23 protein-coding genes and 1 pseudogene are annotated in these 23,528 nt (G+C 64.1%); 7 read left to right on the top strand and 17 right to left on the bottom strand.

Going from position 1 to position 23,528, the window contains the following annotated elements; all coding sequences use genetic code 11:
- Positions 1 to 5 precede the first annotated feature (5 nt).
- The 3 genes and pseudogenes from VIE67_RS08000 to VIE67_RS07990 all read right to left on the bottom strand — a co-directional run.
- A pseudogene (locus VIE67_RS08000) lies at positions 6 to 557 on the bottom strand (cytochrome b); the annotation flags it as partial.
- 1 nt (position 558) lies between these two features.
- Complete coding sequence (locus VIE67_RS07995) at positions 559 to 1,218, bottom strand: YceI family protein (RefSeq protein WP_332025009.1); 660 nt, start codon at positions 1,216 to 1,218, stop codon at positions 559 to 561.
- Between the two features lie 73 nt (positions 1,219 to 1,291).
- Entirely contained in the window at positions 1,292 to 2,767 is a 1,476-nt protein-coding gene (locus tag VIE67_RS07990; protein ID WP_332025007.1) for a GTPase, read from the bottom strand.
- 141 nt (positions 2,768 to 2,908) lie between these two features.
- Between VIE67_RS07990 and VIE67_RS07985 the strand changes: the two genes are divergently transcribed.
- The gene (locus VIE67_RS07985; RefSeq protein WP_332025005.1) at positions 2,909 to 6,511 is read left to right on the top strand and encodes a hybrid sensor histidine kinase/response regulator; all 3,603 of its coding nucleotides are present in this window, start codon (positions 2,909 to 2,911) and stop codon (positions 6,509 to 6,511) included.
- A gap of 6 nt (positions 6,512 to 6,517) precedes the next feature.
- On the opposite strand, the gene hemE is transcribed toward VIE67_RS07985, so the two are convergent.
- The 4 genes from hemE to aroK all read right to left on the bottom strand — a co-directional run bounded on the left by hemE (position 6,518) and on the right by aroK (position 9,631).
- Positions 6,518 to 7,567 (bottom strand): uroporphyrinogen decarboxylase, encoded by a 1,050-nt coding sequence (hemE, locus tag VIE67_RS07980; protein WP_332025003.1) that lies wholly within the window; start codon positions 7,565 to 7,567, stop codon positions 6,518 to 6,520.
- Between the two features lie 49 nt (positions 7,568 to 7,616).
- Positions 7,617 to 7,874 carry a WGR domain-containing protein gene (locus VIE67_RS07975; RefSeq protein WP_332025001.1) on the bottom strand — a complete coding sequence of 86 codons (258 nt, stop codon included), beginning with the start codon at positions 7,872 to 7,874 and terminating at the stop codon, positions 7,617 to 7,619.
- A gap of 84 nt (positions 7,875 to 7,958) precedes the next feature.
- On the bottom strand, positions 7,959 to 9,068 hold the full coding sequence (aroB, locus tag VIE67_RS07970; RefSeq protein WP_332024999.1) for a 3-dehydroquinate synthase: 1,110 nt from the start codon (positions 9,066 to 9,068) through the stop codon (positions 7,959 to 7,961).
- Positions 9,065 to 9,631, bottom strand: a complete 567-nt coding sequence (gene aroK, locus VIE67_RS07965; protein ID WP_332024997.1) for a shikimate kinase AroK — start codon at positions 9,629 to 9,631, stop codon at positions 9,065 to 9,067. The genes aroB and aroK overlap by 4 nt, the downstream gene beginning before the upstream one ends.
- Positions 9,632 to 9,783: 152 nt before the next feature.
- On the opposite strand from aroK, the gene xrtH reads away from it, so the two are divergent.
- Positions 9,784 to 10,293: an exosortase H gene (gene xrtH / locus VIE67_RS07960; protein WP_332024995.1), complete on the top strand. Its 510-nt coding sequence runs from the start codon at positions 9,784 to 9,786 to the stop codon at positions 10,291 to 10,293.
- An 86-nt stretch (positions 10,294 to 10,379) separates the two neighbouring features.
- A complete protein-coding gene (locus VIE67_RS07955) occupies positions 10,380 to 10,583 on the top strand; it encodes a dodecin family protein (RefSeq protein ID WP_332024994.1) in 204 nt (67 codons plus the stop codon).
- Here the strand turns inward: VIE67_RS07955 and VIE67_RS07950 are convergent.
- Positions 10,564 to 11,439 carry a kinase gene (locus VIE67_RS07950; protein WP_332024993.1) on the bottom strand — a complete coding sequence of 292 codons (876 nt, stop codon included), beginning with the start codon at positions 11,437 to 11,439 and terminating at the stop codon, positions 10,564 to 10,566. The two genes, VIE67_RS07955 and VIE67_RS07950, sit on opposite strands and share 20 nt — an antisense overlap.
- On the opposite strand from VIE67_RS07950, the gene pdxH reads away from it, so the two are divergent.
- The gene (gene pdxH, locus VIE67_RS07945) at positions 11,438 to 12,073 is read left to right on the top strand and encodes a pyridoxamine 5'-phosphate oxidase (protein WP_332024991.1); all 636 of its coding nucleotides are present in this window, start codon (positions 11,438 to 11,440) and stop codon (positions 12,071 to 12,073) included. The genes VIE67_RS07950 and pdxH overlap by 2 nt on opposite strands.
- Positions 12,070 to 12,921, top strand: a complete 852-nt coding sequence (locus VIE67_RS07940) for an ABC transporter substrate-binding protein (protein ID WP_332024989.1) — start codon at positions 12,070 to 12,072, stop codon at positions 12,919 to 12,921. The genes pdxH and VIE67_RS07940 overlap by 4 nt, the downstream gene beginning before the upstream one ends.
- Here the strand turns inward: VIE67_RS07940 and VIE67_RS07935 are convergent, their stop codons facing one another.
- The 5 genes from VIE67_RS07935 to VIE67_RS07915 all read right to left on the bottom strand — a co-directional run bounded on the left by VIE67_RS07935 (position 12,922) and on the right by VIE67_RS07915 (position 17,067).
- Entirely contained in the window at positions 12,922 to 13,491 is a 570-nt protein-coding gene (locus VIE67_RS07935; RefSeq protein ID WP_332024987.1) for a YggT family protein, read from the bottom strand. It lies immediately after the preceding gene.
- 22 nt (positions 13,492 to 13,513) lie between these two features.
- The gene (gene proC / locus VIE67_RS07930; RefSeq protein WP_332024985.1) at positions 13,514 to 14,362 is read right to left on the bottom strand and encodes a pyrroline-5-carboxylate reductase; all 849 of its coding nucleotides are present in this window, start codon (positions 14,360 to 14,362) and stop codon (positions 13,514 to 13,516) included.
- A 90-nt stretch (positions 14,363 to 14,452) separates the two neighbouring features.
- Positions 14,453 to 15,748, bottom strand: a complete 1,296-nt coding sequence (locus VIE67_RS07925) for a diguanylate cyclase domain-containing protein (RefSeq protein ID WP_332024983.1) — start codon at positions 15,746 to 15,748, stop codon at positions 14,453 to 14,455.
- On the bottom strand, positions 15,745 to 16,308 hold the full coding sequence (locus VIE67_RS07920) for a YfiR family protein (protein WP_332025034.1): 564 nt from the start codon (positions 16,306 to 16,308) through the stop codon (positions 15,745 to 15,747). Before VIE67_RS07920 ends, VIE67_RS07925 begins: the two co-directional genes overlap by 4 nt.
- A gap of 90 nt (positions 16,309 to 16,398) precedes the next feature.
- On the bottom strand, positions 16,399 to 17,067 hold the full coding sequence (locus tag VIE67_RS07915) for a YggS family pyridoxal phosphate-dependent enzyme (protein ID WP_332024981.1): 669 nt from the start codon (positions 17,065 to 17,067) through the stop codon (positions 16,399 to 16,401).
- Positions 17,068 to 17,187: 120 nt separating this feature from the next.
- Between VIE67_RS07915 and VIE67_RS07910 the strand changes: the two genes are divergently transcribed.
- Positions 17,188 to 18,225, top strand: coding sequence for a type IV pilus twitching motility protein PilT (locus VIE67_RS07910; protein WP_332024979.1), 1,038 nt, complete (start codon positions 17,188 to 17,190; stop codon positions 18,223 to 18,225).
- A 104-nt stretch (positions 18,226 to 18,329) separates the two neighbouring features.
- Complete coding sequence (locus tag VIE67_RS07905; RefSeq protein WP_332024977.1) at positions 18,330 to 19,457, top strand: PilT/PilU family type 4a pilus ATPase; 1,128 nt, start codon at positions 18,330 to 18,332, stop codon at positions 19,455 to 19,457.
- A gap of 37 nt (positions 19,458 to 19,494) precedes the next feature.
- Here VIE67_RS07905 and VIE67_RS07900 read toward each other — a convergent pair whose 3' ends face one another.
- The 4 genes from VIE67_RS07900 to VIE67_RS07885 all read right to left on the bottom strand — a co-directional run bounded on the left by VIE67_RS07900 (position 19,495) and on the right by VIE67_RS07885 (position 23,457).
- Positions 19,495 to 21,189, bottom strand: coding sequence for a hypothetical protein (locus VIE67_RS07900; RefSeq protein ID WP_332024975.1), 1,695 nt, complete (start codon positions 21,187 to 21,189; stop codon positions 19,495 to 19,497).
- A gap of 144 nt (positions 21,190 to 21,333) precedes the next feature.
- The gene (locus VIE67_RS07895) at positions 21,334 to 22,314 is read right to left on the bottom strand and encodes an aspartate carbamoyltransferase catalytic subunit (RefSeq protein ID WP_332024973.1); all 981 of its coding nucleotides are present in this window, start codon (positions 22,312 to 22,314) and stop codon (positions 21,334 to 21,336) included.
- Positions 22,311 to 22,751, bottom strand: coding sequence for a Holliday junction resolvase RuvX (gene ruvX / locus VIE67_RS07890; protein ID WP_332025032.1), 441 nt, complete (start codon positions 22,749 to 22,751; stop codon positions 22,311 to 22,313). Before ruvX ends, VIE67_RS07895 begins: the two co-directional genes overlap by 4 nt.
- Before the next feature lie 142 nt (positions 22,752 to 22,893).
- Positions 22,894 to 23,457, bottom strand: coding sequence for a YqgE/AlgH family protein (locus VIE67_RS07885; RefSeq protein ID WP_414707314.1), 564 nt, complete (start codon positions 23,455 to 23,457; stop codon positions 22,894 to 22,896).
- Between the last annotated feature and the right edge of the window lie 71 nt (positions 23,458 to 23,528).

Raw genomic sequence — 23,528 nt, 5'->3', positions numbered from 1 at the left:
CGTCGTTGCGGCAGCATGCGTGCAAGCGTACCGTCGCGGTTGATGAATTGATGTACCAGGGCCATTGCCGCGTGGCCGGCAGCCACGGCGACGAGTATCCAGAACAGCCACTCGTGCCGGTCGCGCGCCATTTCCTTCAGCCCGGGAATCGATGGGTCCGGGCCGCCGAGCGGCGGGACATGCACAAGGCCGAACCAGTACAGCGGCCGCAGCGAACTCACCGAGTCGAACCACCAACCCGACAGCGGGACGAGAAACAGCAGCAGGTAAAGCAGCGCGTGTCCCGCGCGAGCTGCGACGGCCTGAACGCGAGTTATGCCCGCCGGTTCCGTCGGGCGTCGATCGAACAGGCGCCAGCTCAGGCGCAGCACGGCCAGCGCAAGTATCGTCAGGCCGACGGATTTGTGAAAGGTATACACGGGGATGATGTTCGGCTTCTTCGGCAGCTCGACCATGATCAGACCGACGGTGCCCTGCACGATGATCAGCAACACGATCGTCCAGTGAAAGAATTTCGCCAGACTGCCCCAGCGCTGTGGGTCGCCCTTCAGCTGCATGTCAGTGTTCCGCCGGTTCGGTCTTGTTCGCAGCAGCAGGCTGGGCGTCGATGCTGCCAGCCTGGTCCAGCGCATCGCGATCGCGCAAGCCTTCGACTTCGATGCGGACGTCCACGTCGTCGCCGACGCTCTGAAGATATCTGCTCATGCCGAAATCGCTGCGCTTGAAGCTCGCTCTGGCGGAAAACCCGGCTGTGTACTTGAATGTATAGGGGTCCACGGCGGCGCGGTTGAAGGTCACCTGCAGATCGACCGCACGGCTGACTCCGAGCAAGGTCAGCACGCCATGCACAATGCCGTTGTGGGCGTCGATTTTGGCCGCGCTGGACGAAACGAAATGCGCCGTCGGATAGCGTTCACTGGCTAGGAATTCGTGCGAGCGCAACTTGTCGCTCCAGCTTGCGTCGCCCATGTCGACCGACGCCATGTCGATCAGCACAGCGACTTTTGCCGTGCTCCAGTCGTTGTCGTCGAAACGGATGAATCCACTCTTCACATGCAGTTGGCCGCAAGGGTTCGAGAACTTCAAATGGCTTGCGCAAAACAAGATCTGCGTATGCACAGTGTCGAAGCGAAAGTCTTGCGTGGTCGCAGACGCCGTGAACGACGCAGCGAGCAGCAACATGACTGCAAGATATCGATGGCCGCGAAGAATGCCCATGACACGACTATGCGCGAACCGGCAGGGCGAGGACAAGCGCTGGGAATGGAACGCTCTGTCGCCTATTTCCTGACTATTCATCCGGCTCACCGCGCAACGCGAATTGAGCGATGCGGCGCAGGCGTTCGGCGCTGGTGTCCGCCAGCAGTTTCGCCAGCGCGCTGTTCGCCGCGTCCTTGTCGAGCGTGCGCAAGTCGCGCAGCGTGGTCGCGACCGCATGGCCGAGGCTGTCGAAAATGAGGCCATAGGCAATCGCGTGCATCGCGCCGCCGGTCAGCGTGCCCAGTCCGGGAAACGCCTTGGCGGCGTTGCCGGCGATTGCCAGCACCAGCGAAGCGCTGGTGCGCAAGGTAAGTTTGACCTGCGCCAGGAATGCGTCGATATCGATGTCGCGCACGGGCACGTCGTAGAGTTTCGATAGTTCGCGGATCAGGCCGGTGGCGAGTACGGCCTGGATCACCAGATCGCTGCCCGGCATCACCGCGGCGAGCGCGCCGATCACCGCACGCCGGGTATATTTATCCACAATCGCATTCGCTTCGCGACCGCGCATTTCGGCGGCGAGTACGTCGGCGCGCGCGCCGACCGAAGTGAGCACCGCAGCTTCGCGCGCCGGCTCGAAAGCGGCAGCGCCGTTCGCGGCGTAACGATCGAGCAGGACGATCAAGGCCTGGATATCCGGCGCGCGTTCGCGACTGACGCGCTCGCTGCGGCCGTCGGCGAACCGGCGCTCCACGCTTTCCATGCCGCCGGTGCTGACCACGATCTGCGCGTCGGTTTGCGCGCGATAGCGTTCGCGCAGCGCGGCCTGCAACGCATCGCGTTCGCCATCGCGGAACTGGTCGGCCTTGTTCAGAACCAGCACGAGCGGCTTGCCGAAGCCGCGCAGCCAGCGCAATTCCGCGTCCTGATCGCGCGTGAGATCACCCGCGCAGACATAGAGCACGATATGCGCGCGCAGCGCCTCGTCGCGCGCGATCTGCTCGCGCACGGCGCCCGCCACTTCGTGCGTGCCCGGCACATCGGCAAGCGTCAACTCGCGACCGTTCACGAGATGCGCCTGGTAATGCGCCACCGCGCGTGTCGTGCCGCCGAGCACATCCGATACTGGTGCGACAGCGGGATCGAGCGCACGGATCAGGCTCGACTTGCCCGCGCTGATTTCGCCGAATACCGCAATGTAAAGTTCGGCGCTGCGCGCGCGACGGTCGAGTTCCACGAGTTCGGCCTGCAGCTCTGCCGCATCGACGCGTTGCTGCGCGAGTGCGTCCAGACGCGCATCGACATCGCCGCGCCGCGGCACCGCGACTGGTTTGGGCGCGCGCCGGCGTGGGTGCAACCAGCGCCAGGCGAACCACGCGACCGTCGCTACCGCCAGCAACAGCAAGGCCGCGGCCACGTATTGCGCCCATGCAGGCAGGCTGCGCAGTTCCTGCCACAGCGCTACGGCGCTGCGCAAGGCGCCGAACAGTGCCCACAGCAGTGCCGCGAGCGCGAGCGCGAGGGCGGCGAGCGCAATCAGGCGTAACGGGCGTTTTGCGTTTGGCATGCGTCGGGCGTATTGATACGAAGATCGAATTGTAGAGTGTGGCTACCCGAAAAACGCACCCCGATAGGTGCGCGTCGCCCCTCGCCCGGTTCCGCGGCAACAGTTTTCTGGCATCATTGTGGAAGGGGAGGGGGCGTCGCAATGTGGAGTGGCATTTTTTTTGTCGCCGCAGGGATCTTCGCTGCGCCCGCAGCGGATGCGCAAACTGCGCTGGATACGCCGCGCGCGCAGGTTGCGGCATTCTATACAAATCCATTTTTTCGCAGCCTCGGCGTAGCCGATGGGCTGCCTTCGAGCGCGACGCGCAAACTGGCGCAGGATCGCGATGGCTATCTCTGGATCGGCACCGCCGATGGCTTGGCGCGCTACGACGGCGTCGGTTTTCGTGTGTTTCGCCACGATCCGGCCGATCCGCACTCGCTGTACGGCAACGATGTCTGGGCATTGTTTGTTGATCGCGACAATCGTATCTGGTGCGGTGGCGAAAATGCCGGGTTGAATATGCTCGATGAGCAGCGCAAGGGCTTCGTGCACTATCGACACGGCGATACCGACGCGTCCGGACTTGGCGGAGACGATGTGTTTGCGATCACGCAAACGCCCGATGGCACGATCTGGGTCGGCAGCTATGCCGGCGGAGTCGATCGCTTGAACGCCGACGGTGTGGGCTTCAGCCATATACGCCATCGCAAGGATGATCCCGACAGTATCGTCTCGGACACGATACTCACTTTGTACAGCGACGATCAAGGGCGTCTATGGATTGGCAGCTTGGTGGGAGCGGACGTACGCGACGCTCAGGGGCATATTCGCCACGTCGACTTTTCGGCCTTGCCCGACAACACGCGCATCAACGCGACCGCCTTCGTTCCGGCCGATGACGGAGGAGTGCTGGTCACGACGCGCCAAGGCCTGGCGCACATCGATGCCGAGTTCAAGGCAGTTCTGATCGCGGACACGGCAATGACCGACAAGGTCAGCTTGAGTCTTGCCCGCGATGCCACAGGTGAACTGTGGATCGGTACCCGAACCGGCATCGACCGACGCGAGGCAAATGGGCGTCTGCACGGCTATATCGAAAATGCCTATCTACCCGGCAGCCTGCACAGTACGGCAATCTACGATGCGTTGCGCGACGCCGAGGGCAGCTTGTGGTTCACCACACTCGATGGAGGCGTCGCGATGCTGCCGCCGCGCTGGCGCGACTTCGCCACGTTCCGCGCCGATCCGTCCGACGCACAAAGCCTGTCGAGTAATCACGTTCAAGGCCTCGCCGCCGACGCACAGGGGGGTATCTGGTCGGTGAACACGGACGGGGGAATCGACCGGCTCGATCCGAGGACTGGCAAGGTAGAGCGGTATGCGCAACGTTTAGACATACCGGACAAAGCGCTATCGTCGATTTTACCGGACCGCGATAGCCAGCTATGGGTCGGGCACGGTCGCGGCTTGCGGGTATACGATTTGCAAAGTGGAAAATTCCACGATATGCCGGTCGATGGCAAACGCACCAATGCGCTCGCGCGCGGTATGGTCAGTCTTCTGGCTCAAGATCATGCAGGCGACGTGTGGGCCGTGGTCAACGGGGCTGGCGTGCATCGCATCGATCCGGCGACATTCAAGATCGAGCGCTACGACGATGAAACCGCCGGGTTACGCAGCCAGGATATCAACCAGATCGGATTTGATTTGTCCGGGATGTTGGTCGTCGCCGGGGCCGGGGGACTGGAGCGGTTCGACGCCGCGACGAAACATTTCATCGTTATTGCCGGAGCGCCTGCCCAGCGGGTACTTGAATTTGCATTTGCTGCGGATGGCACGCTCTGGCTACACACAATCGGCGCTCTGGAACACTATCGCTATGGCGCCCGGCTTACGCTGATTGAGCGCATCGATTCAGCAAAAGGTTGGCCGGCCTTGAGCGCGGGTGGATTGCGCATCGACACCCATGGCGTGCTTTGGGTGAGTAGTGCGCGCGGGCTCTGGCGCGTGGATCCCGCAACGCGCGCGATCCATCTCTACGACGCACACGATGGCCTGGCGAGTTCGGAATTCAATCGTTTCGCGCTGATCGGTCGCGGCGACGGCAGCATTTTCGGAGGTACCCCCGCCGGTATAGTCGGCTTCGTGCCGGAGCAGATACAGGTAGGTGCCTGGGCGCCGCGCGTCAAGATCGACTCTGTTTCGGTGCGGCGCGAAGGCGGCGACGTCACTTTGGATGCATCAACCCGCAAACTGGTGTTGCGTTGGAACGATCGCGATTTGCGTATCTCGGCGCGTGCGCTGGCCTTCGTCAATCCGGCTGCGAATCACTACCAGTGGCGGTTAGGCGGAGTCGATGCGGACTGGATCGACAGCGGCGCACGCGGCGACCGCGAGTTTCCGCAACTGCCACCCGGCGTCCACAAATTGTCGCTTCGTGCCGCGACGGCCGATGGCGTATGGGGTAAAGCGAATGCGCTATCGATTGAATTGCCAGCGCCGCCGTGGGCGACGCGCTGGGCCTATGCGCTGTATACGCTGATCGTACTCGGCGCTGTCCGGTTCGCGCTGCGCGCATATCGCCTGCGCGTCGAGCGCCGGCACGCGTTTGCGCTGGCCGAGCAGCGACGCGGCTTTGCCGAGCAGGCGAGTGAGGCGAAGACCAGCTTTCTCGCCACGATGGGCCACGAAATCCGTACGCCGATGACCGGCGTACTCGGCATGACCGAGCTGCTGCTGCGCACCCCGCTCGATGCGCGACAACGTGGCTACGCCGAAGCGATCGCCAGTTCCGGCAACATGATGCTGCGTCTGGTCAACGACTCGCTCGATCTGGCGCGCATCGAGGCGGGCAAGCTCGAACTCGAAGATGCGCCGCTCGATCTGCACGCTCTCGTCGGCGACATCGCCGCGCTTGCGCAGACGCTCGCCACGCACAAGGGGCTTGCGTTTACCCGCACGATTGCGCCCGACGCGTCGCGCTGGGTGCGCGGCGACGCCGTACGCATCAAGCAGATTTTTCTCAACCTCGTGAACAACGCGATCAAGTTCACCGAGCGCGGTGAGGTCGGCATCGAGCTTGCGCGTACGCCCAACGGGGCAGTGCAGTTCAGCGTTCGCGATACCGGCCCGGGTATCGCCGAAGCGACACGGGCGCGTCTGTTCCAGCGCTTCGAGCAGGCGCAAGGTGCGCAACAGCGCTACGGCGGCAGCGGCCTCGGCCTGGCGATCTGCCGCGAACTGGTCGCGCGCATGGGCGGCGAGATCGACGTCGACAGCGCAGCGGGCGTGGGCAGCACGTTCCGCGTCGTCCTGCCACTGTCGCCGACAGAGCCCCTAAAGGGAGTGGAGAATGCAACAAATATACAAAGTTCGCCGGGCGGCGATGCATTACGCATCCTGTTGGTCGAGGACGATGCGACCGTCGCCGCCGTCATCTGCGGCCAGCTCGAAGCGCTTGGCCATCGCATGCGCCATGTGGCGCAAGGTCTGGCGGCGCTCGCCGAAATCGAGATCGAAGTCTTCGATGCAGCCTTGCTCGATCTCGATCTGCCCGGACTCGACGGCCTCGCGCTCGCGCGCACGATACGCGCGCGTGCGGCGACGCAGCAGCGGCCGCGCCTACCGCTGATTGGCATCTCCGCACGTTCGGTCGGCGATGAGGAAGCACTCTGCCTCGCCGCCGGCATGGACGCGTTTTTACGCAAACCCAGCTCGGTTGCGATGCTGCGTACCAGTCTTCAGCGCGTACTCGCGCAGTGATCGCTGCTAAGTGCGTGTGCTTAGCGCATGCACCGCATCGATCAACACGCCGAGATGCTCGGGATTCACTTCTGGCGTGATGCCGTGGCCGAGATTGAAGACATGACCCGGATGCGCACCGAAGCTGGCGAGTGCCTTGCCGACTTCGCCGCGGATCGCGTCGGGAGTGGCGTGGAGTACGGACGGATCGAGATTGCCCTGCAGGGCAACGCGATCGCCGACGCGCGTTCGCGCATCGCCGAGTGCGATGGTCCAGTCGAGACCGAGCGCGGCACAGCCAGTGTCGGCGAGCGCTTCGAGATGCGAATTCGCGCCCTTGCTGAATAAAATCAGCGGCACATCGCGAGCGACATGGTTGCTTTTCAGAATTTGCGCGATTTGCGCCAGATAGCGCAGGCTGAATTCGCGGAACATTTCCGGCGCGAGCAGTCCGCCCCAGGTATCGAAGATCATCAGCGCCTGCGCACCGGCGGCAGCTTGTGCGGCGAGATAGGCGGCGACCGCGCGTGCGACAACGTCGAGCAGGCGGTGCATCGTCGCTGGATCGTCCCAGGCCAGCGCCTTGGGCCGCGCGAAGCTGGCCGAACCCTCGCCTTCGATCATGTAGCAGGCCAGCGTCCAAGGACTGCCGGCGAAGCCGATCAGCGGCACGCGGCCATTGAGTTCGCGGCGGATCAGGCGTACCGCGTCCATGACGTAGCGCAAATCGGTTTCCGCATCCGGCACGCCGAGCTTGTCGATGTCGGCGCGTGCGCGCAGCGGGTGTGCGAGGCGCGGGCCGACGCCTTCATCGACCGACAGGCTCAGTCCCATCGCGTCGGGAATGGTCAGGATATCCGAGAACAGGATCGCCGCGTCGAGCGGGAAACGCGCGATCGGCTGCAGGGTGACTTCGCAGGCGAGCTCGGGCGTCTTGCACAGCTTCACGAAACTGCCGGCGCGTGCACGCGTGGCGCGGTACTCGGGCAGATAGCGCCCTGCCTGGCGCATGATCCACACCGGCGTGCAATCGACAGGCTCACGCCTGAGGGCGCGCAAAAAACGTTCGTTCTGCATTTGTATACTCGAATCGCCGTCGGCAGGGGCCAGACGGCCGCCATCGGTCTTAGGAATAGGGCGAGTCCGCGCCCTGGCTGAACATCAGTTTGAAACCGCGCTTGAGCTGCGCATCGCGCGCATGCTCGAAAGCGGCAAGCGCATCGTCGCGTTCGAGATAAATCTCGCGCTTCAGGCTCACACGGCCGCCCTGCTGGCCCCATTCGCGCGTCAAGGTCCAGCCACCGAGCAGATCCTGCTGCAGCGCGATCTGGTAGTAGCGCGGTGCATCGCTGGAGGCCGGCTTGGTTTGCAGGAAGACGCGCATGCCGTAATTGTAGCCGGAAGGAAGGGCTGAGGGCTGAGGGCCAAGGGCTGAAAGGCGCGTGGCCCGGCCTTCGATCTTCCTCTGTCAGCCCTCAGCCCCGCTCCCAGTCAACACCGCACGAATGGCATCGATATCCACATCCGCAGCCATCTCTGCCTGTCCGATCCCGCGCCACAGGATCAGGCGCAGGCGACCGCTGAGATTTTTCTTGTCGAGCTGCATCAGGCCGATCACGTCATCGGCATCAAGGCCGGCTGGGGGCGTGGTCGGCAGGCCGAAGCGTTCGAGCAGTGCGCTCAGGCGTTGCGTATCGACCGCCGGCGCGCGGCCGAGATTCGCCGACAGCCGCGCTGCGCATACCATGCCGATCGCGATCGCTTCGCCGTGCAGCAAGCTGCCATAGCCGCTCGCGGTTTCGAGCGCGTGGCCGAAGGTGTGGCCGAGGTTGAGCAGGGCGCGTTCGCCGCGCTCGGTTTCATCGCGCGCAACGATGCCGGCTTTCTGTTCGCAGCAGTGCGCGATCGCCGTGGTTACTGCTTGTGCCTCGCGCGCGAGCAACGCGCTGGCGTGCTGTTCGAGCCAGGCGAAAAACGCGGCATCCCCAAGCGCTCCGTACTTGATCACTTCGGCGAAACCCGCGCGCAGCTCGCGTGCGGGCAGCGTCGCCAGCGTGCCGGTATCGATGATCACCGCGCGCGGTTGGTGGAATGCGCCGACGAGGTTCTTGCCTTGCGGCAGATCGACCGCGGTCTTGCCACCGACCGAGGAGTCGACCATCGCCAGCAGGGTCGTGGGCACCTGCACGAAGGCGATACCGCGCATCCAGCACGCAGCGGCGAAGCCGGCGAGGTCGCCGATCACGCCGCCGCCAAGCGCGACGATCGTCGCATCGCGATTCGCCTTCGCCTCGGCCAGCGCGGCGAACACGCGCGCGGCGGAGTCGAGCGTCTTGTGCGCCTCGCCGTCGGCGAGTATCAAAATGGAAATGTGGAGTTTGTTGTCGCCACGCGCCAGGGCGCTACGCAGGCGCTGCAGATAAAGCGGGGCGACGACTTCGTTGGTCACGATCAGCACGTGGCGGCCCACAATCGCGTCGCGCAATGGCGCGCCATCGTCGAGCAGGCCGCTGCCGATCGTGATCGGGTAGCTGCGCGCGCCGAGTTCGACGGCGATCGTTTGCACGGCGCTGCTCATGCGGCCTGCCCGGAAGTCGAAGCCGCGACCGCTGCGCGCTGCCAATGGCGGGCAAGTTCGTCAAGCAGCCGACGCGCTGCCGCGCCACTGCTGTTGCCGTGCGCGGATTCGACGACCAGATCGGCGGTTTCGCGATACAGCGGTTCGCGCTCGGCCGCGAGTTGGAGCAGGCGTTCGCGCCGGTCGGGAGCGGCAAGCAACGGCCGCTTGCGATCGTGCGCGAGCCGTTTCATTTGCTGTTCGACTGTGGTTTCCAGATAGACGACAAAGCCGCGCTCGCACAGGTGCCGGCGATTTTCCGCCGCGAGCACCGCGCCGCCGCCGGTTGCCAGCACGATGTCGCGCTGCGCGGTGAATTCGTCGAGGAGTTCGCTTTCGCGCTTGCGGAAACCCGCTTCGCCTTCGAGTTCGAAAATCAGGGCGACCGTGACTCCACTGCGCATTTCGATCTCGTGATCCAGGTCGAAAAATCCGAGGCCGAGCGCATCTGCAATGCGGCGCCCGACCGTGGTTTTGCCGGCGCCCATCGGGCCGATCATGAACAGATTCGCAGCGGGGTTCATGACGTAAATGGTAACAGAGCAGGGCTGAGGGCTAAGGGCTGAGGGCTGAGCAGACGCGATTTGGATTTACGCCAGCTTCGATTTGCTGCGGCCTGCAAAAGCCACAGTATTCCGGGATAATGCCCTCAGCCCTCAGCCCTCAGCCCTAGCCGATGCTCCGATTCGTTCTCATCTTTCTTGGCAGCTTGATCGCGTTGTTCACGCTGGAGTTGCTGCAGCCGGTGCAGAACCACGTCATCCTGCCGTTCACCGGGGCGCTTGCGCACGTTGCGGTGTGGATCATGCAGATCTTCGATCACAACGTCATTGCGCAGGACAATGTCATTCGGCAGGGCCTCAACGGGCCGGGCATCATGATCGTGGCCGGTTGCAATGGCGTCGAAGCGGTGTTGATCCTGATCTCGGCCGTGCTCGCGTTTCCGTCGCCGTGGAAATACAAGCTGGCCGGGATGGTCGTCGGTTTCGTTGCAATCCAGGCGCTGAACCTCGTGCGCCTCATCAGCCTGTACTATCTTTTGCTCTGGAACCAGGTCTGGTTCGAATGGTTCCACCTGTACCTGTGGCAGGCGCTGATCATTCTTGACGCGCTGGTGTTCTGGCTGATCTGGTTGCGCTGGTTGCCGCGCGAGCCGGCGCGGCCGGCCGTTGCTGCAAGCGCATAAGTCCTGCGCAAACGCCTGAGCTACACTGGCTGTGCAAGCCGGCAGACTTTGCCGCGCGAGCGCACAACAACAATGGAGGAACCGTCATGAGCGTAGCAAAAGTCATCGAAATCAGTTCATCCTCGAGCAAGGGCATCGAAGAAGCGGTGCGGGATGGTTTGAAGCGTGCGTCGAAAAGCGTCAAGCAGATTCGTGGCGCGTGGGTCAACGACATCAAGGTGCTGACCGACGGTTCCGGCAAGGTTACCGAGTGGCGCGTCAACATGCGCGTCAATTTCGAGCTCGAGTAACCGCGCTCCGATTCGCCGCCGCGGGCGCGATGCGCGCGCGGCGGTTGCCATCCAGCAGCAGCCGAATGTCGGCACGCATCGGCAATTCGCGCAACGCCTGCCGGCTGATGCGTTCGTAGTGCATGATGAAGCGGCGCAATACGGCCGGCGTCATCGCCTGTGGTGCGTGGGCGCGGCGCAGGGCTTGCTCCTGCTCGTCGCGCCAGCGCCACACGACGTCGATGCGCGGCGCTTGCAGCAGCACCAGCGCATCCAGGCGCCGCCATAGTTCGGCGTAGTCGGCGGCAAGCTGGGCGTTGACGTAACGGCGCCAGATTCCGTTGCGGTCCTCATCGCGTTCGAGCGCATTGCACGGCCGCTGCAGTTGCGCGGGCGTCTGCGCGGGCACACCGACGCACCAGCCTTCGAGCAGGATCAGGCGCGGTGCTTGCGCGATGCGTCGCCAACGCGCCGGCGGCATGCGCGTATCGCGCCCTTTGTCGAAGCGCGGAACCAGAGCCGGGCGCTGCCTTGAGGCGCGCTGCAGATCGTCGATGGTTCGATTCAGAAGCATGAGATCATGCGTGCCCGGCACGCCGCGTGTGACCAGCAAGGGATGCACGGTGCGCGCAAGGCGTCGACGTTCGCGCCGGCCGAAATAGAAGTCGTCGAGCGACATCGCCAGTGTTGCGATCCCCTGCTGCGTGAGTGCGGCGGAAAGTTGCGCGGCCAGCGTGCTCTTGCCGCTGCCTTGCAGGCCGGACAAACCCACCAGCCAGGGTCGGCGTTGCGCGTGCAATTGCTGCAGCAATGCCGCGCCGATACGGGCTACGATCGCGCCGGGATATCCGTTCGCCGTGTTAGCATCGCGCGCCATGACATCCGCCACTTCCGACAACGAATCGAAGGCATCTTATACCGATCCCGTCTATCGCGAAGCGCTCGCGCGTTTCCGCGAATTGCTGAGTGAAGCGCGCGCGTCCGGCGAGCCCGAACCGACGGCGATGACCTTGGCCACGGCCGCTGCCGACGGGCGGATATCCGCGCGCATCGTGTTGCTCAAGGCGGTCGACGAACGCGGCTTCGTGTTCTATACCAACTACGAGAGTGCCAAGGCTGAGCAACTCACCGCGCATGCGAATGCAGCATTGTGTATTTTGTGGAAAATGCTGCACGACGTCGTCCAGGTGCGCGTGGAAGGCGCGGTGGAAAAGATTGCCGCAGCGGAATCCGACACATATTTTGCCTCGCGCCAGCGCGACAGCCAGATCGGTGCATGGGCCTCGCGCCAATCGCAGACGTTGCGCAACCGCACCGACCTCGAAGCGCGCATCGCCGAATTCGAGCAGCGCTTTGCCGGGGGCGACGTGCCGCGCCCGCCGCATTGGGGCGGCTATCGCTTGCGGCCGGACATGATCGAGCTGTGGTTCGGCCAGCGTGCGCGCCTGCACGAACGCCTGCGCTACGAGCGCGTCGGCGGCGCGTGGGGCAAACGATTGTTGCAACCGTGAGTCCGTCGGCACGGCCCAACGTAGCGCCGAGCCGACGCGGCCTGGTCCGGGGTCCGCGCCGTATCGTCTGTCTGACCGAGGAACCGACCGAAGTCCTCTATGCGATCGGCGAACAGGATCGCATCGTCGGCATCTCCGGCTTCACCGTGCGGCCGGCGCGCGCGCGCCGCGAGAAACCGAAAGTTTCCGCGTTCACCAGCGCGAAGATCGGCGAGATCCTGCGCCTCGAACCGGATCTGGTGATCGGCTTTTCCGACATCCAGGCCGAGATCGCGCGCGAACTCATTGCGGCCGGCGTCGAGGTCTGGATCAGCAATCACCGCTCCGTGGCCGGCATCCTCGACTACATCCGCCGCCTTGGGGCGCTGGTCGGTGCGCCGGACAAAGCCGAGGCGCTCGCGCGCGAGGCGGAGGCGCATATTATACAAGTGGAAAATGATGCGTCACGTCTCGCGCGGCGCCCTCGCGTGTATTTCGAGGAATGGGACGCGCCAATGATCTCGGGCATCCGCTGGGTGGCGGAGTTGGTACGTATCGCCGGAGGCGACGATATCTTTCCCGAACTCGCGCAGAAATCGCTTGCGCGCGATCGCATCATTGCCGATCCGGCCGAGGTGATCCGGCGCGCGCCGGATATCATCATCGGCTCGTGGTGCGGCAAGCGTTTTCGTGCGGACAAAGTCACCGCGCGCGCCGGCTGGGAGGCGACTCCGGCGGTACGCGACGGGCAGCTGCACGAGATCAAGTCGCCGATCATTTTGCAGCCCGGGCCTGCGGCCCTGTTCGATGGGCTGGATGCGCTGCAGCGCCTTATCCAGAGCTGGGCAGGTCAAGACGCCAGGCGCTGATCAATTCAGTTGCGCGACCATATCGCTCAATGGCGCCAGGATCAGCAGGCGCGCAAGAATCAGCGCGAGCGAGGCGAACCAGCAGGAGAAATCCAGGCCGCCGAGCGCGGGCAGCAGGCGGCGGAACGGGTACACGACCGGTTCGGTGATCTGGGTGAGCAGCTGCGCGGTCGGATTGTAGTGCTCGCTGACGACGAAACTCAGCACGCAACGGATCAGGATCGCCCACAGCATGATCCACAGCGCGAGGTTGAGCACATCCACGAGCGCGCCAAGCAGCCAGCCGGACAGGCTGAAGTTCGCGCCGAACAGGCCCGCAAGTAGAGCGAGTTCGATCAGCGCGAGCAGGACGGCGACCAGCAGCGACGCAATCTCGACCTTGCGCCAGCGCGGCACATAGCTGCGCAGCGGCGTGATCAGCGGATTGGTGAGCTTGTATACAAACTGGCAGATCGGATCGTAGAACGAAGCGTTGACCGCGATCAGCAGCGCGCGCACCAGAAACAGGCCGATGAAGAATTCGAACAGTGTCTGGATCAGAAAAACGCCGGCGTTGACGAAATAACTCATGGTTGATTTACCTGTGGGTTCGTCAATCGAGCTGCGCCGACAGTTCGACGCCGCGCTTCGTCGCCGCCGCGACCGCAGCGGCGACGACCTCGCGCAATCGGTTCGCGGCGAAGCTTTCCAGCGCGGCCTGCGTGGTGCCATTCGGCGAAGTGACGCGCTCGCGCAGCACCCCGGGTGCCGCGCCGTCCTCGCACAACATGCGCCCGGCGCCGAGACAGGTTTGCGTGGCCAGCGTGCGCGCGGCAGCGCGCGGCAGCCCTTGCGCGACCGCGGCGTCTTCGAGCGCCTCGACCAATACAAAAAAATATGCGGGACCCGAACCCGACAATGCGGTAACCGTGTCCATCAGCGCTTCGTCGTCGATCCACACGCTCACGCCCGCGGCGTCGAGTATACTTTGCGCCATTTTCCGCTGCGCAGCGTCCGTACGCGCATTCGCGCACAGGCCGCTGGCGCCGGCGCCGATCAGTGCGGGCGTATTCGGCATGCAGCGCACGATGGTCATGCCGCCGCCCAGCCATGCGTCGATCTGATCCAGGCGCATGCCTGCGGCAATCGAGACGATCACCGGTTTGCGCCGCTGCGCGACGTCGCGCAGCTCCGCGCACACGGCCTTCATCACCTGCGGCTTGATCGCGAGCACGACCGCGTCCGCATCGCGCGCGGCGTCCGCACCGCGTACATGCACGCCGACGCCGAAGTCGTGCGCCAGCGCGGTGCGCAGGTCCGCATTCGGCTCGGCCACGTCAATCCGTGCCACGGCCACGCCGGCGTGCACCAGGCCACCGATCAGGCTGCGCGCCATATTGCCGCCGCCGATAAAGCAGATGCGCGGCTGTTCGTCGATGTTTGCGGTCCCCGGTCCGGTCATGGTCCAGCTCTCATTAGGATTGGCGTCAGTTGTAGTTTCGGCAAGCAACTGCGCCGCTTCCGCGTGCGGCCTTCGCCACCGCCGAATAGTCTAACCCGAAGCCGGTGCGCTGGATGTGCCAGCTGCTGTCTGAGCCTTTTCCGCTTTGTGCGCAGCTACACCCCAACGCGTGATCTGGTTTTGCAGATAACGTTGATCCTTGGCGCGGTACATCGACTGGTCGGCGAGTTTGATCAGCTCTTCGATCTCACCGGTCATGTCCGGGTAGATCGCATAGCCCACGCTGATGCCCGGATGCAGCATTTGCCCATTCATGCGCACGGGTGCGTCGAGGAGTTTCTGTAATTCGGCGCCGAGTCTGGCGGCGTCCTGTTCGGAGTGCAATGGCGACACCAGCACGACGAATTCGTCGCCGCCGATGCGCGCCGCCACCGATTCGCCGGCCTGCCAGTCGCGCAGGCGCAGACCGATTTCGCCGAGCAGGGCGTCGCCGGCGGTATGACCGAAGGTGTCGTTGACCGTTTTGAATGCGTCGATGTCGAGATAGAACAGCGCCGCGCGCGCGCGCGCCTGGGCGCAAGTTTCGACGATGCGCGCCAAGGATTGCTCGAACATCGCGCGGTTGGGCAGGCCGGTCAGCGTATCGACATAGGCGACCCGTTCCAGCGCGGCGTTGGTGCGCGTCAGCAGGTGATCGCGCAGGCGGATTTCATCGAGCAGGGTATTGAATTCTTTGCGCAGCTCCTCGACCTCGGTCAGGTTCGACGGCGGTGCGCGCTGGCTGAAGTCGCGATGCTGGATCAGGCGCTGCACGATGCTGCGCAGCTCGAGAATCGGCTGCGTGATGCGGCGCGTGTGACGGCGCGCGATCGAGAACGAGATCAGTGCGACCGCGAGCATCACGAGGATGCACCAGCCGAGCAGGCCGGCCAGCGCGCGCAGCAACGGGCCGTTGCCGCCCTCGATCGTCACACTGCCCAGACGTCTGCCGTCGGCGAAGACGTCTTGCGACAGCCGGTCGCTGCCCAGGCGCGACGACAGGCGCGCGCTGAAGTCGTCGCGTGGGGCGCGCATCTGCGCAAGCAGACTGCCGGAGGCGTCGCGCATCTCGGCCAGGGTGACGCCTTCGGATTCGGGAATCGCGCGCAGAATCTCGGTGGCGACTTGCGCATCGCGAAAGTCCAGCGCAGCAACACTCTCGTTCGCCGTGAACGCGACCAGCGTGCGCAAATGCTGCTGCATCTGTTCGTGCAGAAAGTGATAGCTGACGAAGAACGCGCCCACCGAGACCATCACGATCGACAGCGTGGAAACGAGCAGCAGCGCGCGTCCGATATGGGTGGCGGAAGTGGTCGCCCGGTCGACGCTCGGTTGCTGCGCGCTCACGGCCCCTCCGTCGCGCCGAAGCGGTTCGATCCAAGCATCAGCAGGCGCGCGCTGACATTCAAGCCCGACTCTTTCACCGCACTCAAGTTGATCTCGAATTTCTGCTCGGGGTCACCGAGCCGCAGACACAGGACCCCGCCCAGACTGCAGAAGTTCGAGCCGTGGCCGACGGTCAGGATTGGCAATCGGTTCGCCTTGCGCAACAGGGCGGCCTCGCTGGCCGCGTCGGCGCCGCTGAGATCGAGCACGTGGCAGGTTGAGACGTCATCGTTGAGGGTGACGCGACGAACGGCGAAGCGCTTGCCGCGCACCATCTGGCCGGCGTAAGCGCGGTCGGTTTGGGGCGCAACGCCGTCGCCAACGCAGACCTGCCAGGCAACCACATCTTCTTCATGATCCCAGTGCACGTAGCGCACGAAACCGACTATGTATTCGGCTGAGCTGGCCAAACCCGCGGAGCGTGCGCTGAAGGGCGCAAAAAGCAGTGCAATCGCCGCTACGCCGCGCAATCCATTCAAGGCGCTGGCGCCGCGTGGTCGCAAACGAGAAGGGTTACTCATAGTGAAATCGGCGCCGGGCAGCCTGGCCTGCAACAGGTACGAAGGCGCCGGGCGTCCACCACCCCTTTGGTTGACGCAAACGCGAGTATATCAGCCGCGCGCACCGAACAGAGCCGAGCCGACGCGCACCAGGGTCGCGCCTTCGGCGATGGCCACCTCGAAGTCCGCGGACATGCCCATCGACAGGGTGTCGACCTCAGGCCGCTCGTGGCGCAGCTTGAGGTAAAGCTCGTGCATGCGCGCAAACGCGGCGCGCAGCCGGTCCGGATCGCCCGGTGCGGGAATCGCCATCAGCCCGCGCAGGGCCAGATGCGGCGCGGCCGAGATTTGCGCGACCAAGGCGTCGATATGGCCGGGCGCACAGCCGGATTTGCTGGCCTCATCGTCGATATTGACCTGGATCAATACCTGCAGGGGCCTGGCGGCGTCCGCGCGGGCACGGTTCAGCGGTTCGATCAATTTGGCGCGGTCCAGACTCTGCAGCCAGTCGAAATGAGCGGCGATCTCGCGGCATTTGTTCGATTGCAGCGGCCCGATCGCGTGCCATTCCAGGCTCAGGTCGGCGAGTTCACGCTGTTTTTTCAGCCCCTCCTGCACGTAGTTTTCGCCGAACACCGACTGACCCAGCGCGGCGACCGCGCGCACCGCGGCGGCAGGCTGCATCTTGCTGACCGCCAGCAGGCGCACTGCATGGCCCGCGCGTTGCGCCGCAGCGTCGACGCGATCACACAAACGCCGATAATTGTCGAAAGATTCCATACGGATAGTTTGCATTGCGGCGAAGCGCTCGCGCTATACTCCTTGGCGTCTGGGGAAGGATTATCGCGGCCGGTGCCGCACTCCACCATCGTCCTGTCTTCACCCAAGGGGAGGTAGCGCATGGATATCGCTGAACTGCTGGCGTTTTCGGTCAAGAACAAGGCCTCGGACCTGCACCTTTCGGCCGGGCTGCCGCCGATGATCCGCGTCGATGGCGACGTACGCCGCATCAACATCCCGGCGCTCGAGCACAAACAGGTGCACGCGCTGGTTTACGACATCATGTCGGACAAACAGCGGCGCGATTTCGAGGAATTCCTCGAAACCGACTTCTCGTTCGAGATTCCGGGTCTGGCGCGCTTCCGCGTCAACGCCTTCAACCAGAACCGCGGCGCCGGCGCGGCTTTCCGCACGATTCCCTCGGACATCCAGTCGCTCGAGGATCTCGGCGCACCGCGCATTTTCAAGGAACTGATCGACCAGCCGCAGGGCCTGATTCTGGTCACCGGGCCGACCGGTTCGGGCAAGTCGACCACGCTCTCGGCGATGGTCGACCATGTCAACAAGAACGAATACGGCCACATCCTGACGATCGAGGATCCGATCGAATTCGTGCATACCGCGCAGCGATGCCTGATCAACCAGCGCGAAGTGCATCGCGACACGCACGGCTTCAGCGAGGCCTTGCGTTCTGCGCTGCGCGAAGATCCCGACTACATCCTGGTCGGAGAAATGCGCGATCTGGAAACGATCCGGCTTGCGCTCACGGCCGCGGAAACCGGGCATCTGGTATTCGCCACCCTGCACACGTCGTCGGCGGCGAAGACGATCGACCGCGTGATCGACGTGTTTCCCGCAGGCGAAAAGGCGATGGTGCGTTCGATGCTGTCCGAGAGCCTGCGCGCGGTGATTTCGCAATCGCTGCTGAAAAAAGTCGGCGGCGGACGCATCGCGGCGCACGAAATCATGGTCGGCATCCCGGCGATCCGCAATCTGATCCGCGAAGACAAGGTCGCGCAGATGTATTCGTCGATCCAGACCGGCAGCCAGTTCGGCATGCAGACTCTGGATCAGTGCCTGCAGGACCTGGTGAAGCGCGGTCAGGTCACCCGCCAGCAGGCAAGCGTGTATGCCAAGAACAAGGAAACCTTCAAATAGATAGCCCGGACGGACGCCGGCCAGTGTGGCAACGCAGACAGATGCGCCCGGCTTCCGGTGCTAACATGAACATGGACATTGCGGCTTCGCGCCGGAGGTAAGTCATGGCCGAGTTCGATTTCAGTTCCTATCTCAAACTGGTCGCGCACAAGAAGGCGTCCGACCTGTTCATCACTGCGGGATTGCCGCCGTCGATCAAGGTGAACGGACGCATCTCCCCGGTGACGCAGACGCCGCTCACGGCACAGCAGTCGCGCGACATGGTGCTCAACGTGATGACGCCGGCGCAGCGCGAGGAGTTCGAGAAAACCCACGAGTGCCAGTTCGCGATCGCGCAGGTTGGCGTCGGCCGCTTCCGCGTGAGTTGCTTCTACCAGCGTGGCAATGTCGGCATGGTGCTGCGCCGGATCGAGGCGAAGATCCCGACGATCGAGGAACTGAACCTGCCGCTGATCATCAAGACCCTGTCGATGACCCAGCGCGGCATCATCATGTTTGTCGGCGCGACCGGCACGGGCAAGTCGACCTCGCTCGCTTCGATGATCGGTTACCGCAATCAGAACTCGACCGGACATATCGTCACCGTCGAGGATCCGATCGAATATACGCATCAGCACGCCGGCTGCATCATCACCCAGCGCGAACTCGGCATCGATACCGACTCCTGGGAAAACGCATTGAAGAATACGCTGCGCCAAGCGCCGGATGTGATCCTGATCGGCGAAGTGCGCACGCGCGAGACGATGGACTATGCGGTCAAATTCGCCGAGACCGGCCACCTCTGCCTGTGCACGCTGCATGCGAACAACGCCAATCAGGCGATCGAACGCATCCTGCATTTCTTCCCGCAGGAGCGCCATCCGCAGTTGTTCATGGATCTGTCGATGAATCTCAAGGCGGTCATCGCCCAGCAGCTGATTCCGCGGCCGGACGGCAAGTCGCGCCGCGTCGCGGTCGAGGTGCTGCTCGGCACACCCCTGGTGCAGGATTACATCCGCAAGGGCGAGATCCACAAGATCAAGGACGTGATGAAGGAATCGACCAACCTCGGCATGAAGACCTTCGACCAGAGCCTGTTCGAGCTGTATCAGGCCGGCGAGATTTCCTACGAGGATGCGCTGCGTTACGCCGACTCCTCCAACGAAGTGCGGTTGAAGATCAAGCTCGCCCAGGGTGGCGACGCGCATACCCTGTCGGAGGGGCTGGACGGGGTGGAACTGGTCGAGAGCTGAGATCGCACCGCGCGCCTGATCCGGGGCCCGCGGCCGTTCAGTTCTGCGGATTCGTCTCCACCACCTCGTGCATGCCGATGCCGTTGGCATTGGCTTCGAAAGTGAATTCGACGCTGCGCAGCGTTTTTTCATAGACCGCGAACAGCTTCTTCTGTTGCTCGAAGCTGTCGCGCTTGTCCACGGGCATCGCCGCCTTGAGTACGTCGAAGTAACGCGCCATCGTGCCGTAGATCGCACCCGTGACATAGGTGCGCACGAAGACCGGCGCGGTCGCGGGTGCGGCGGCGAGAAAGTCGCTCAACCCATCGCTTTCACCCGCACCGGCGGCGATCGCGATCGCCTTGTCCGACATCGCGATCGCCAGCGGCGGCACCGGTCCCGACGCGATGCCGGGCGGCAGCGCGACGGGTTTGCCGTCGGCGGCGATTTTCAGATCTTTGAGCGCCGGCAGCGCGAGCTGTGCCATGCCGAGAGCGGCCAGCGGATTGTTCGTGGCCACCAGCAGCTTGCCGGCGACATTGGGTGCGCCGGTGCCGCGCGGCTCCACTTTCGTCAACGTGAAACGCAGGCCGGTGAGGTCGCTGAAGGGCGGCGGAATGGTGACGTCGACCTTCGCCTTCGAGTCGCGAAATCCATCGTTGAGCTTGGTCAGCGAGGCGCAGGCGAAAGGTTTGGCCACGACTGCTTCGGCTTGCTTGATCCAGAAATCCTTTAGCTTGAGCACGGGCAGGGAAACGCTGAAATCCATCAGACCCTGACCAGCCACGCCGGTGCCCGGCGCGGGCGCCAGCGCAGTCGTGAGCTGCTGCGCGAGCACCGGCTCGATTTCGAGCTGCGCACCGACTTTCACCTGCGTCGGCGTCACGCTTTCCACACCGAGCACGAGGCGTGGAAACTTGCGCGCGATATCGAGGATCTCGCCCCTGCACACCGGGTCGGTGATCGCGCCATCGACAGGCAGTTTCATCGCCTTGGCGATTTCCAGATCGGTGCCGGTCGGTGCCGTCGACAGGCGCTGCACCAGCGCGACCGCATCGACGTAGCCCTCGCCATACGGGGAATAGCGGTACTGCTTGGCCAGCGCCTGCAAGGTGCCGGCATCCGCCAGATTCTTCGCCGGCCGGCTGATGCCGAGCAGTGCCTGCTTGACCGTATCGCTGGCTGCGTTGGCCCACAGCGTGGCGACAAAATGCGAATTCTCGATCGCGAAGATCGCGCTGACATTGCCGTCGCCGATCTGCCAGTACTCCTGAGCGCCGGTCTTGCCGGTAGGAATTTTATCGCCGACCTTGGCTTCGATACGCGCGACCATGGCCTTGAGCGCGGCGGGATCGCCCAGTTCCATGCGCAGTACCGGAATCAGACCGACGCCATAGAGCGCGACGTGGCCGTCGGGTTTGAAGCCAACCTCGCGCAGCTTGTCCATGCTGTCGCGCGTGCGCAACTCATCGAGCACGGCTGCGGCGATCTTCGCTTTGCGCCCATCGAGTTTGTCGGCATGCTTGAGCATGTTGTCGTACATGCCGAAGACCAAAGGCCAGATCGCCTGCATCTGTTTCGAGGATTGATCGAGCACTTCCTTCGGCGTGGGCTCGAGATTCGCGTACGCGTATGGCGTGTCCGCGGGCGCGAACGCGAGCGGCAGATCGTTGCCCGCATTCTGCGACTTGCCGCAAGCGGCGAGTACCGCGGCGGCGAGGGCGAGCGTGGCGAAGCGACGAGCCTGATGCATGACGATTTCTCCTTGATCCCTGCCGCGCCAGGCGGCGCGAGGTCGCCAGGGATTATGCGTGAGTCGCACGTTCAGTGTCTGCCGCGCGCCCCGCTGCGGCGCGTGCGTAAAGTCACTTGCGTGCATCCTTGACGCCCTCGCGGTTTATGCGGTTTGCAGCAACTCGGCGAGCACCGCCATGCGCACATAGACGCCGTTGGCGACCTGTTCCAGGATCAGCGATCGCGGCCCGTCGGCGACATCGTCGGCGATTTCCATCTTGCGGTTGATCGGACCCGGATGCATGACGACACAATCCGCATTTGCGCGTGCCAGGCGCGTTGCCGACAGGCCGTAGCGCGCGAAATAGTCGGCTGCGGACGGGATCGCCGCCGCGTCCATGCGTTCCTTCTGCAGGCGCAGCATGATCGCAACGTTGCAACCTTCGATCGCCTCGTCGAAATTGTGGAAAACGCGGCATTGTGGAAATTCGACTGTTGCTGCCGGCGAATCCGAGTCGGGCAGCAAACCCGGCGGCGCGCACAGGCGCAGATCGCGCACACCGAGCGTCTGCAGTGCGTGCACGTCGGAGCGTGCGACGCGCGAGTGCTGGATATCGCCGCAGATGACCACGCGCAGTGCGGACAAGTCCGTGAATCGCCGGCGCAGGGTCAGCGCATCGAGCAGACCTTGCGTCGGATGCGCATGATTGCCGTCGCCAGCGTTGAGCACCGCGGCGCGCGTACGCAGATGACGTGCGATGTACGCCGGCGTGCCGGCTTCCTGATGGCGCACGACGAAGGCATCGCAATGCATTGCTTCGAGCGTGTGGATCGTGTCGAGCAGGGTCTCGCCCTTGACCGTGGAGGATCTGGCGATATCGAAATTGATCACCTGCGCACCGAGCCGTTGCGCGGCGAGATCGAACGACGTGCGCGTGCGCGTGGAGGGCTCAAAGAAAAGGTTTATCGCGGTGCGACCGGCGAGCAGATCGAGCGGGCGCGTGCCTTCGCGGCTGTCGCGGCGCATTGCTTCGGCGCGGTCGAGCAGCGCATCGAGGCGCCCGCGCTCGATGCCCGCCAGCGTGATCAGATGACGCAGGCGGCCGCGTGCGTCGAATTGCAGTTCGTGCGCGGACGTGTTCATGCGGATGCAGTCGTGCCGGGCTGATCACGCAGCCACTGTTCGACGATGATTTCCGCGGCAACGGCGTCGAGTGCCGCAGCATGTTTGCGGCGCGCTACACCGCCGGCGCGCCGCTCGGCGAAGCGCGTGGCCGCTTCGCGCGAGCTCAGGCGTTCGTCGACCATGACCACGGGTAGTTGATGGCGCGTGTGCAACTCCGCCGCGAACAGGCGCGCCGCGCGGCTGTTGCTCTGTTCGCCTGCATCGAGGGTCAGCGGCAGACCGACCAGAAGCGCATCCGGTCGCCATTCGCGCAGCAGCGCCTGCACGCGCGCCCAGTCGGGTCCGTTCGCGCCGTTGCCGACCACTTCGAGTGCGCGTGCGCTGCCGCTGATGCGGTTGCCGACAGCGACGCCGATGCGGCGCGCACCGTAGTCAAAGCCGATGACGGTGGTGATCGGCGAGGGCTGAGGGCTGAGGGCTGAGGGCTGAGGGTAGAAAAGCGGGGAGCTACCTGTTGCGACGTGTTTGATCTTCGGCCCTTGGCCTTCAGCCCTCAGCCCTGCTTTCGCGCGCCCTCGGTCCTCGGTTCCAGCCTTGTCACGCATGCCCGGCATACCCGGCAAGATTGGAAAGGCTTGCGCCGACGAGGGCGGCCGCGGCTTCCCAGCGCTGTTCGAGCGGCGTATCGAACAGAATTCGCTCGGTCGCCGACACGGTGAGCCAGCCGTTCTCCTTGAGTTCGGCTTCGATCTGACCCGCGCCCCAGCCGGCGTAGCCGAGCGCGACCAGGGCGCGCTGCGGCCCGTGGCCCTCGGCGATCGCCACGAGCACGTCGCGCGAGGTCGTCACGCAGATGGATTCGGAAATCTTGTACGAGGATTCCCAAGTGCCGTGCGGCGCGTGCAGGACGAAACCGCGCTCGGGTTGCACCGGGCCGCCGATCAGCACTGGCGCATCCTCGACCTCGGCCAGGTCGGATTTCAGGCCCATCTGCGCGAGCACATCGCCGAGCCGGTATTCGGACAGGCGATTGATCACGATGCCCATTGCGCCATCCTCGTTGTGTTGGCACATGAAAGCCACACTGCGCACGAAACTCGGATCGCGCATATTCGGCATCGCGATGAGGAAATGATTGGTCAGCGCGGTCATTTCGTGCATGCGCGGATTGTACAGGAGCAAGGGCCGAGGGCTTTTCAAAAGCAGGGCTGAGGGCTGAGGGCTGAGGGCTA

Origin of the sequence: Rudaea sp. (genome assembly GCF_036560865.1) — a bacterium.
Lineage (GTDB): Bacteria > Pseudomonadota > Gammaproteobacteria > Xanthomonadales > Rhodanobacteraceae > Rudaea.
Note: the sequence above shows the minus strand (reverse complement) of the source record. Positions and strands in the feature narration are given on the sequence as shown.

Excerpts from the sequence above, each read along its gene's own strand:
- VIE67_RS07995 (WP_332025009.1), bottom strand. The coding sequence starts at position 1,218 with ATGGGCATTCTTCGCGGCCATCGATATCTTGCAGTCATGTTGCTGCTC.
- VIE67_RS07990 (WP_332025007.1), bottom strand. The coding sequence starts at position 2,767 with ATGCCAAACGCAAAACGCCCGTTACGCCTGATTGCGCTCGCCGCCCTC.
- VIE67_RS07985 (WP_332025005.1), top strand. The coding sequence starts at position 2,909 with ATGTGGAGTGGCATTTTTTTTGTCGCCGCAGGGATCTTCGCTGCGCCC.
- hemE (WP_332025003.1), bottom strand. The coding sequence starts at position 7,567 with ATGCAGAACGAACGTTTTTTGCGCGCCCTCAGGCGTGAGCCTGTCGAT.
- VIE67_RS07975 (WP_332025001.1), bottom strand. The coding sequence starts at position 7,874 with ATGCGCGTCTTCCTGCAAACCAAGCCGGCCTCCAGCGATGCACCGCGC.
- aroB (WP_332024999.1), bottom strand. The coding sequence starts at position 9,068 with ATGAGCAGCGCCGTGCAAACGATCGCCGTCGAACTCGGCGCGCGCAGC.
- aroK (WP_332024997.1), bottom strand. The coding sequence starts at position 9,631 with ATGAACCCCGCTGCGAATCTGTTCATGATCGGCCCGATGGGCGCCGGC.
- xrtH (WP_332024995.1), top strand. The coding sequence starts at position 9,784 with ATGCTCCGATTCGTTCTCATCTTTCTTGGCAGCTTGATCGCGTTGTTC.
- VIE67_RS07955 (WP_332024994.1), top strand. The coding sequence starts at position 10,380 with ATGAGCGTAGCAAAAGTCATCGAAATCAGTTCATCCTCGAGCAAGGGC.
- pdxH (WP_332024991.1), top strand. The coding sequence starts at position 11,438 with ATGACATCCGCCACTTCCGACAACGAATCGAAGGCATCTTATACCGAT.
- VIE67_RS07950 (WP_332024993.1), bottom strand. The coding sequence starts at position 11,439 with ATGGCGCGCGATGCTAACACGGCGAACGGATATCCCGGCGCGATCGTA.
- VIE67_RS07935 (WP_332024987.1), bottom strand. The coding sequence starts at position 13,491 with ATGAGTTATTTCGTCAACGCCGGCGTTTTTCTGATCCAGACACTGTTC.
- proC (WP_332024985.1), bottom strand. The coding sequence starts at position 14,362 with ATGACCGGACCGGGGACCGCAAACATCGACGAACAGCCGCGCATCTGC.
- VIE67_RS07920 (WP_332025034.1), bottom strand. The coding sequence starts at position 16,308 with ATGAGTAACCCTTCTCGTTTGCGACCACGCGGCGCCAGCGCCTTGAAT.
- VIE67_RS07915 (WP_332024981.1), bottom strand. The coding sequence starts at position 17,067 with ATGGAATCTTTCGACAATTATCGGCGTTTGTGTGATCGCGTCGACGCT.
- VIE67_RS07910 (WP_332024979.1), top strand. The coding sequence starts at position 17,188 with ATGGATATCGCTGAACTGCTGGCGTTTTCGGTCAAGAACAAGGCCTCG.
- VIE67_RS07905 (WP_332024977.1), top strand. The coding sequence starts at position 18,330 with ATGGCCGAGTTCGATTTCAGTTCCTATCTCAAACTGGTCGCGCACAAG.
- VIE67_RS07900 (WP_332024975.1), bottom strand. The coding sequence starts at position 21,189 with ATGCATCAGGCTCGTCGCTTCGCCACGCTCGCCCTCGCCGCCGCGGTA.
- VIE67_RS07895 (WP_332024973.1), bottom strand. The coding sequence starts at position 22,314 with ATGAACACGTCCGCGCACGAACTGCAATTCGACGCACGCGGCCGCCTG.
- VIE67_RS07885 (WP_414707314.1), bottom strand. The coding sequence starts at position 23,457 with ATGCACGAAATGACCGCGCTGACCAATCATTTCCTCATCGCGATGCCG.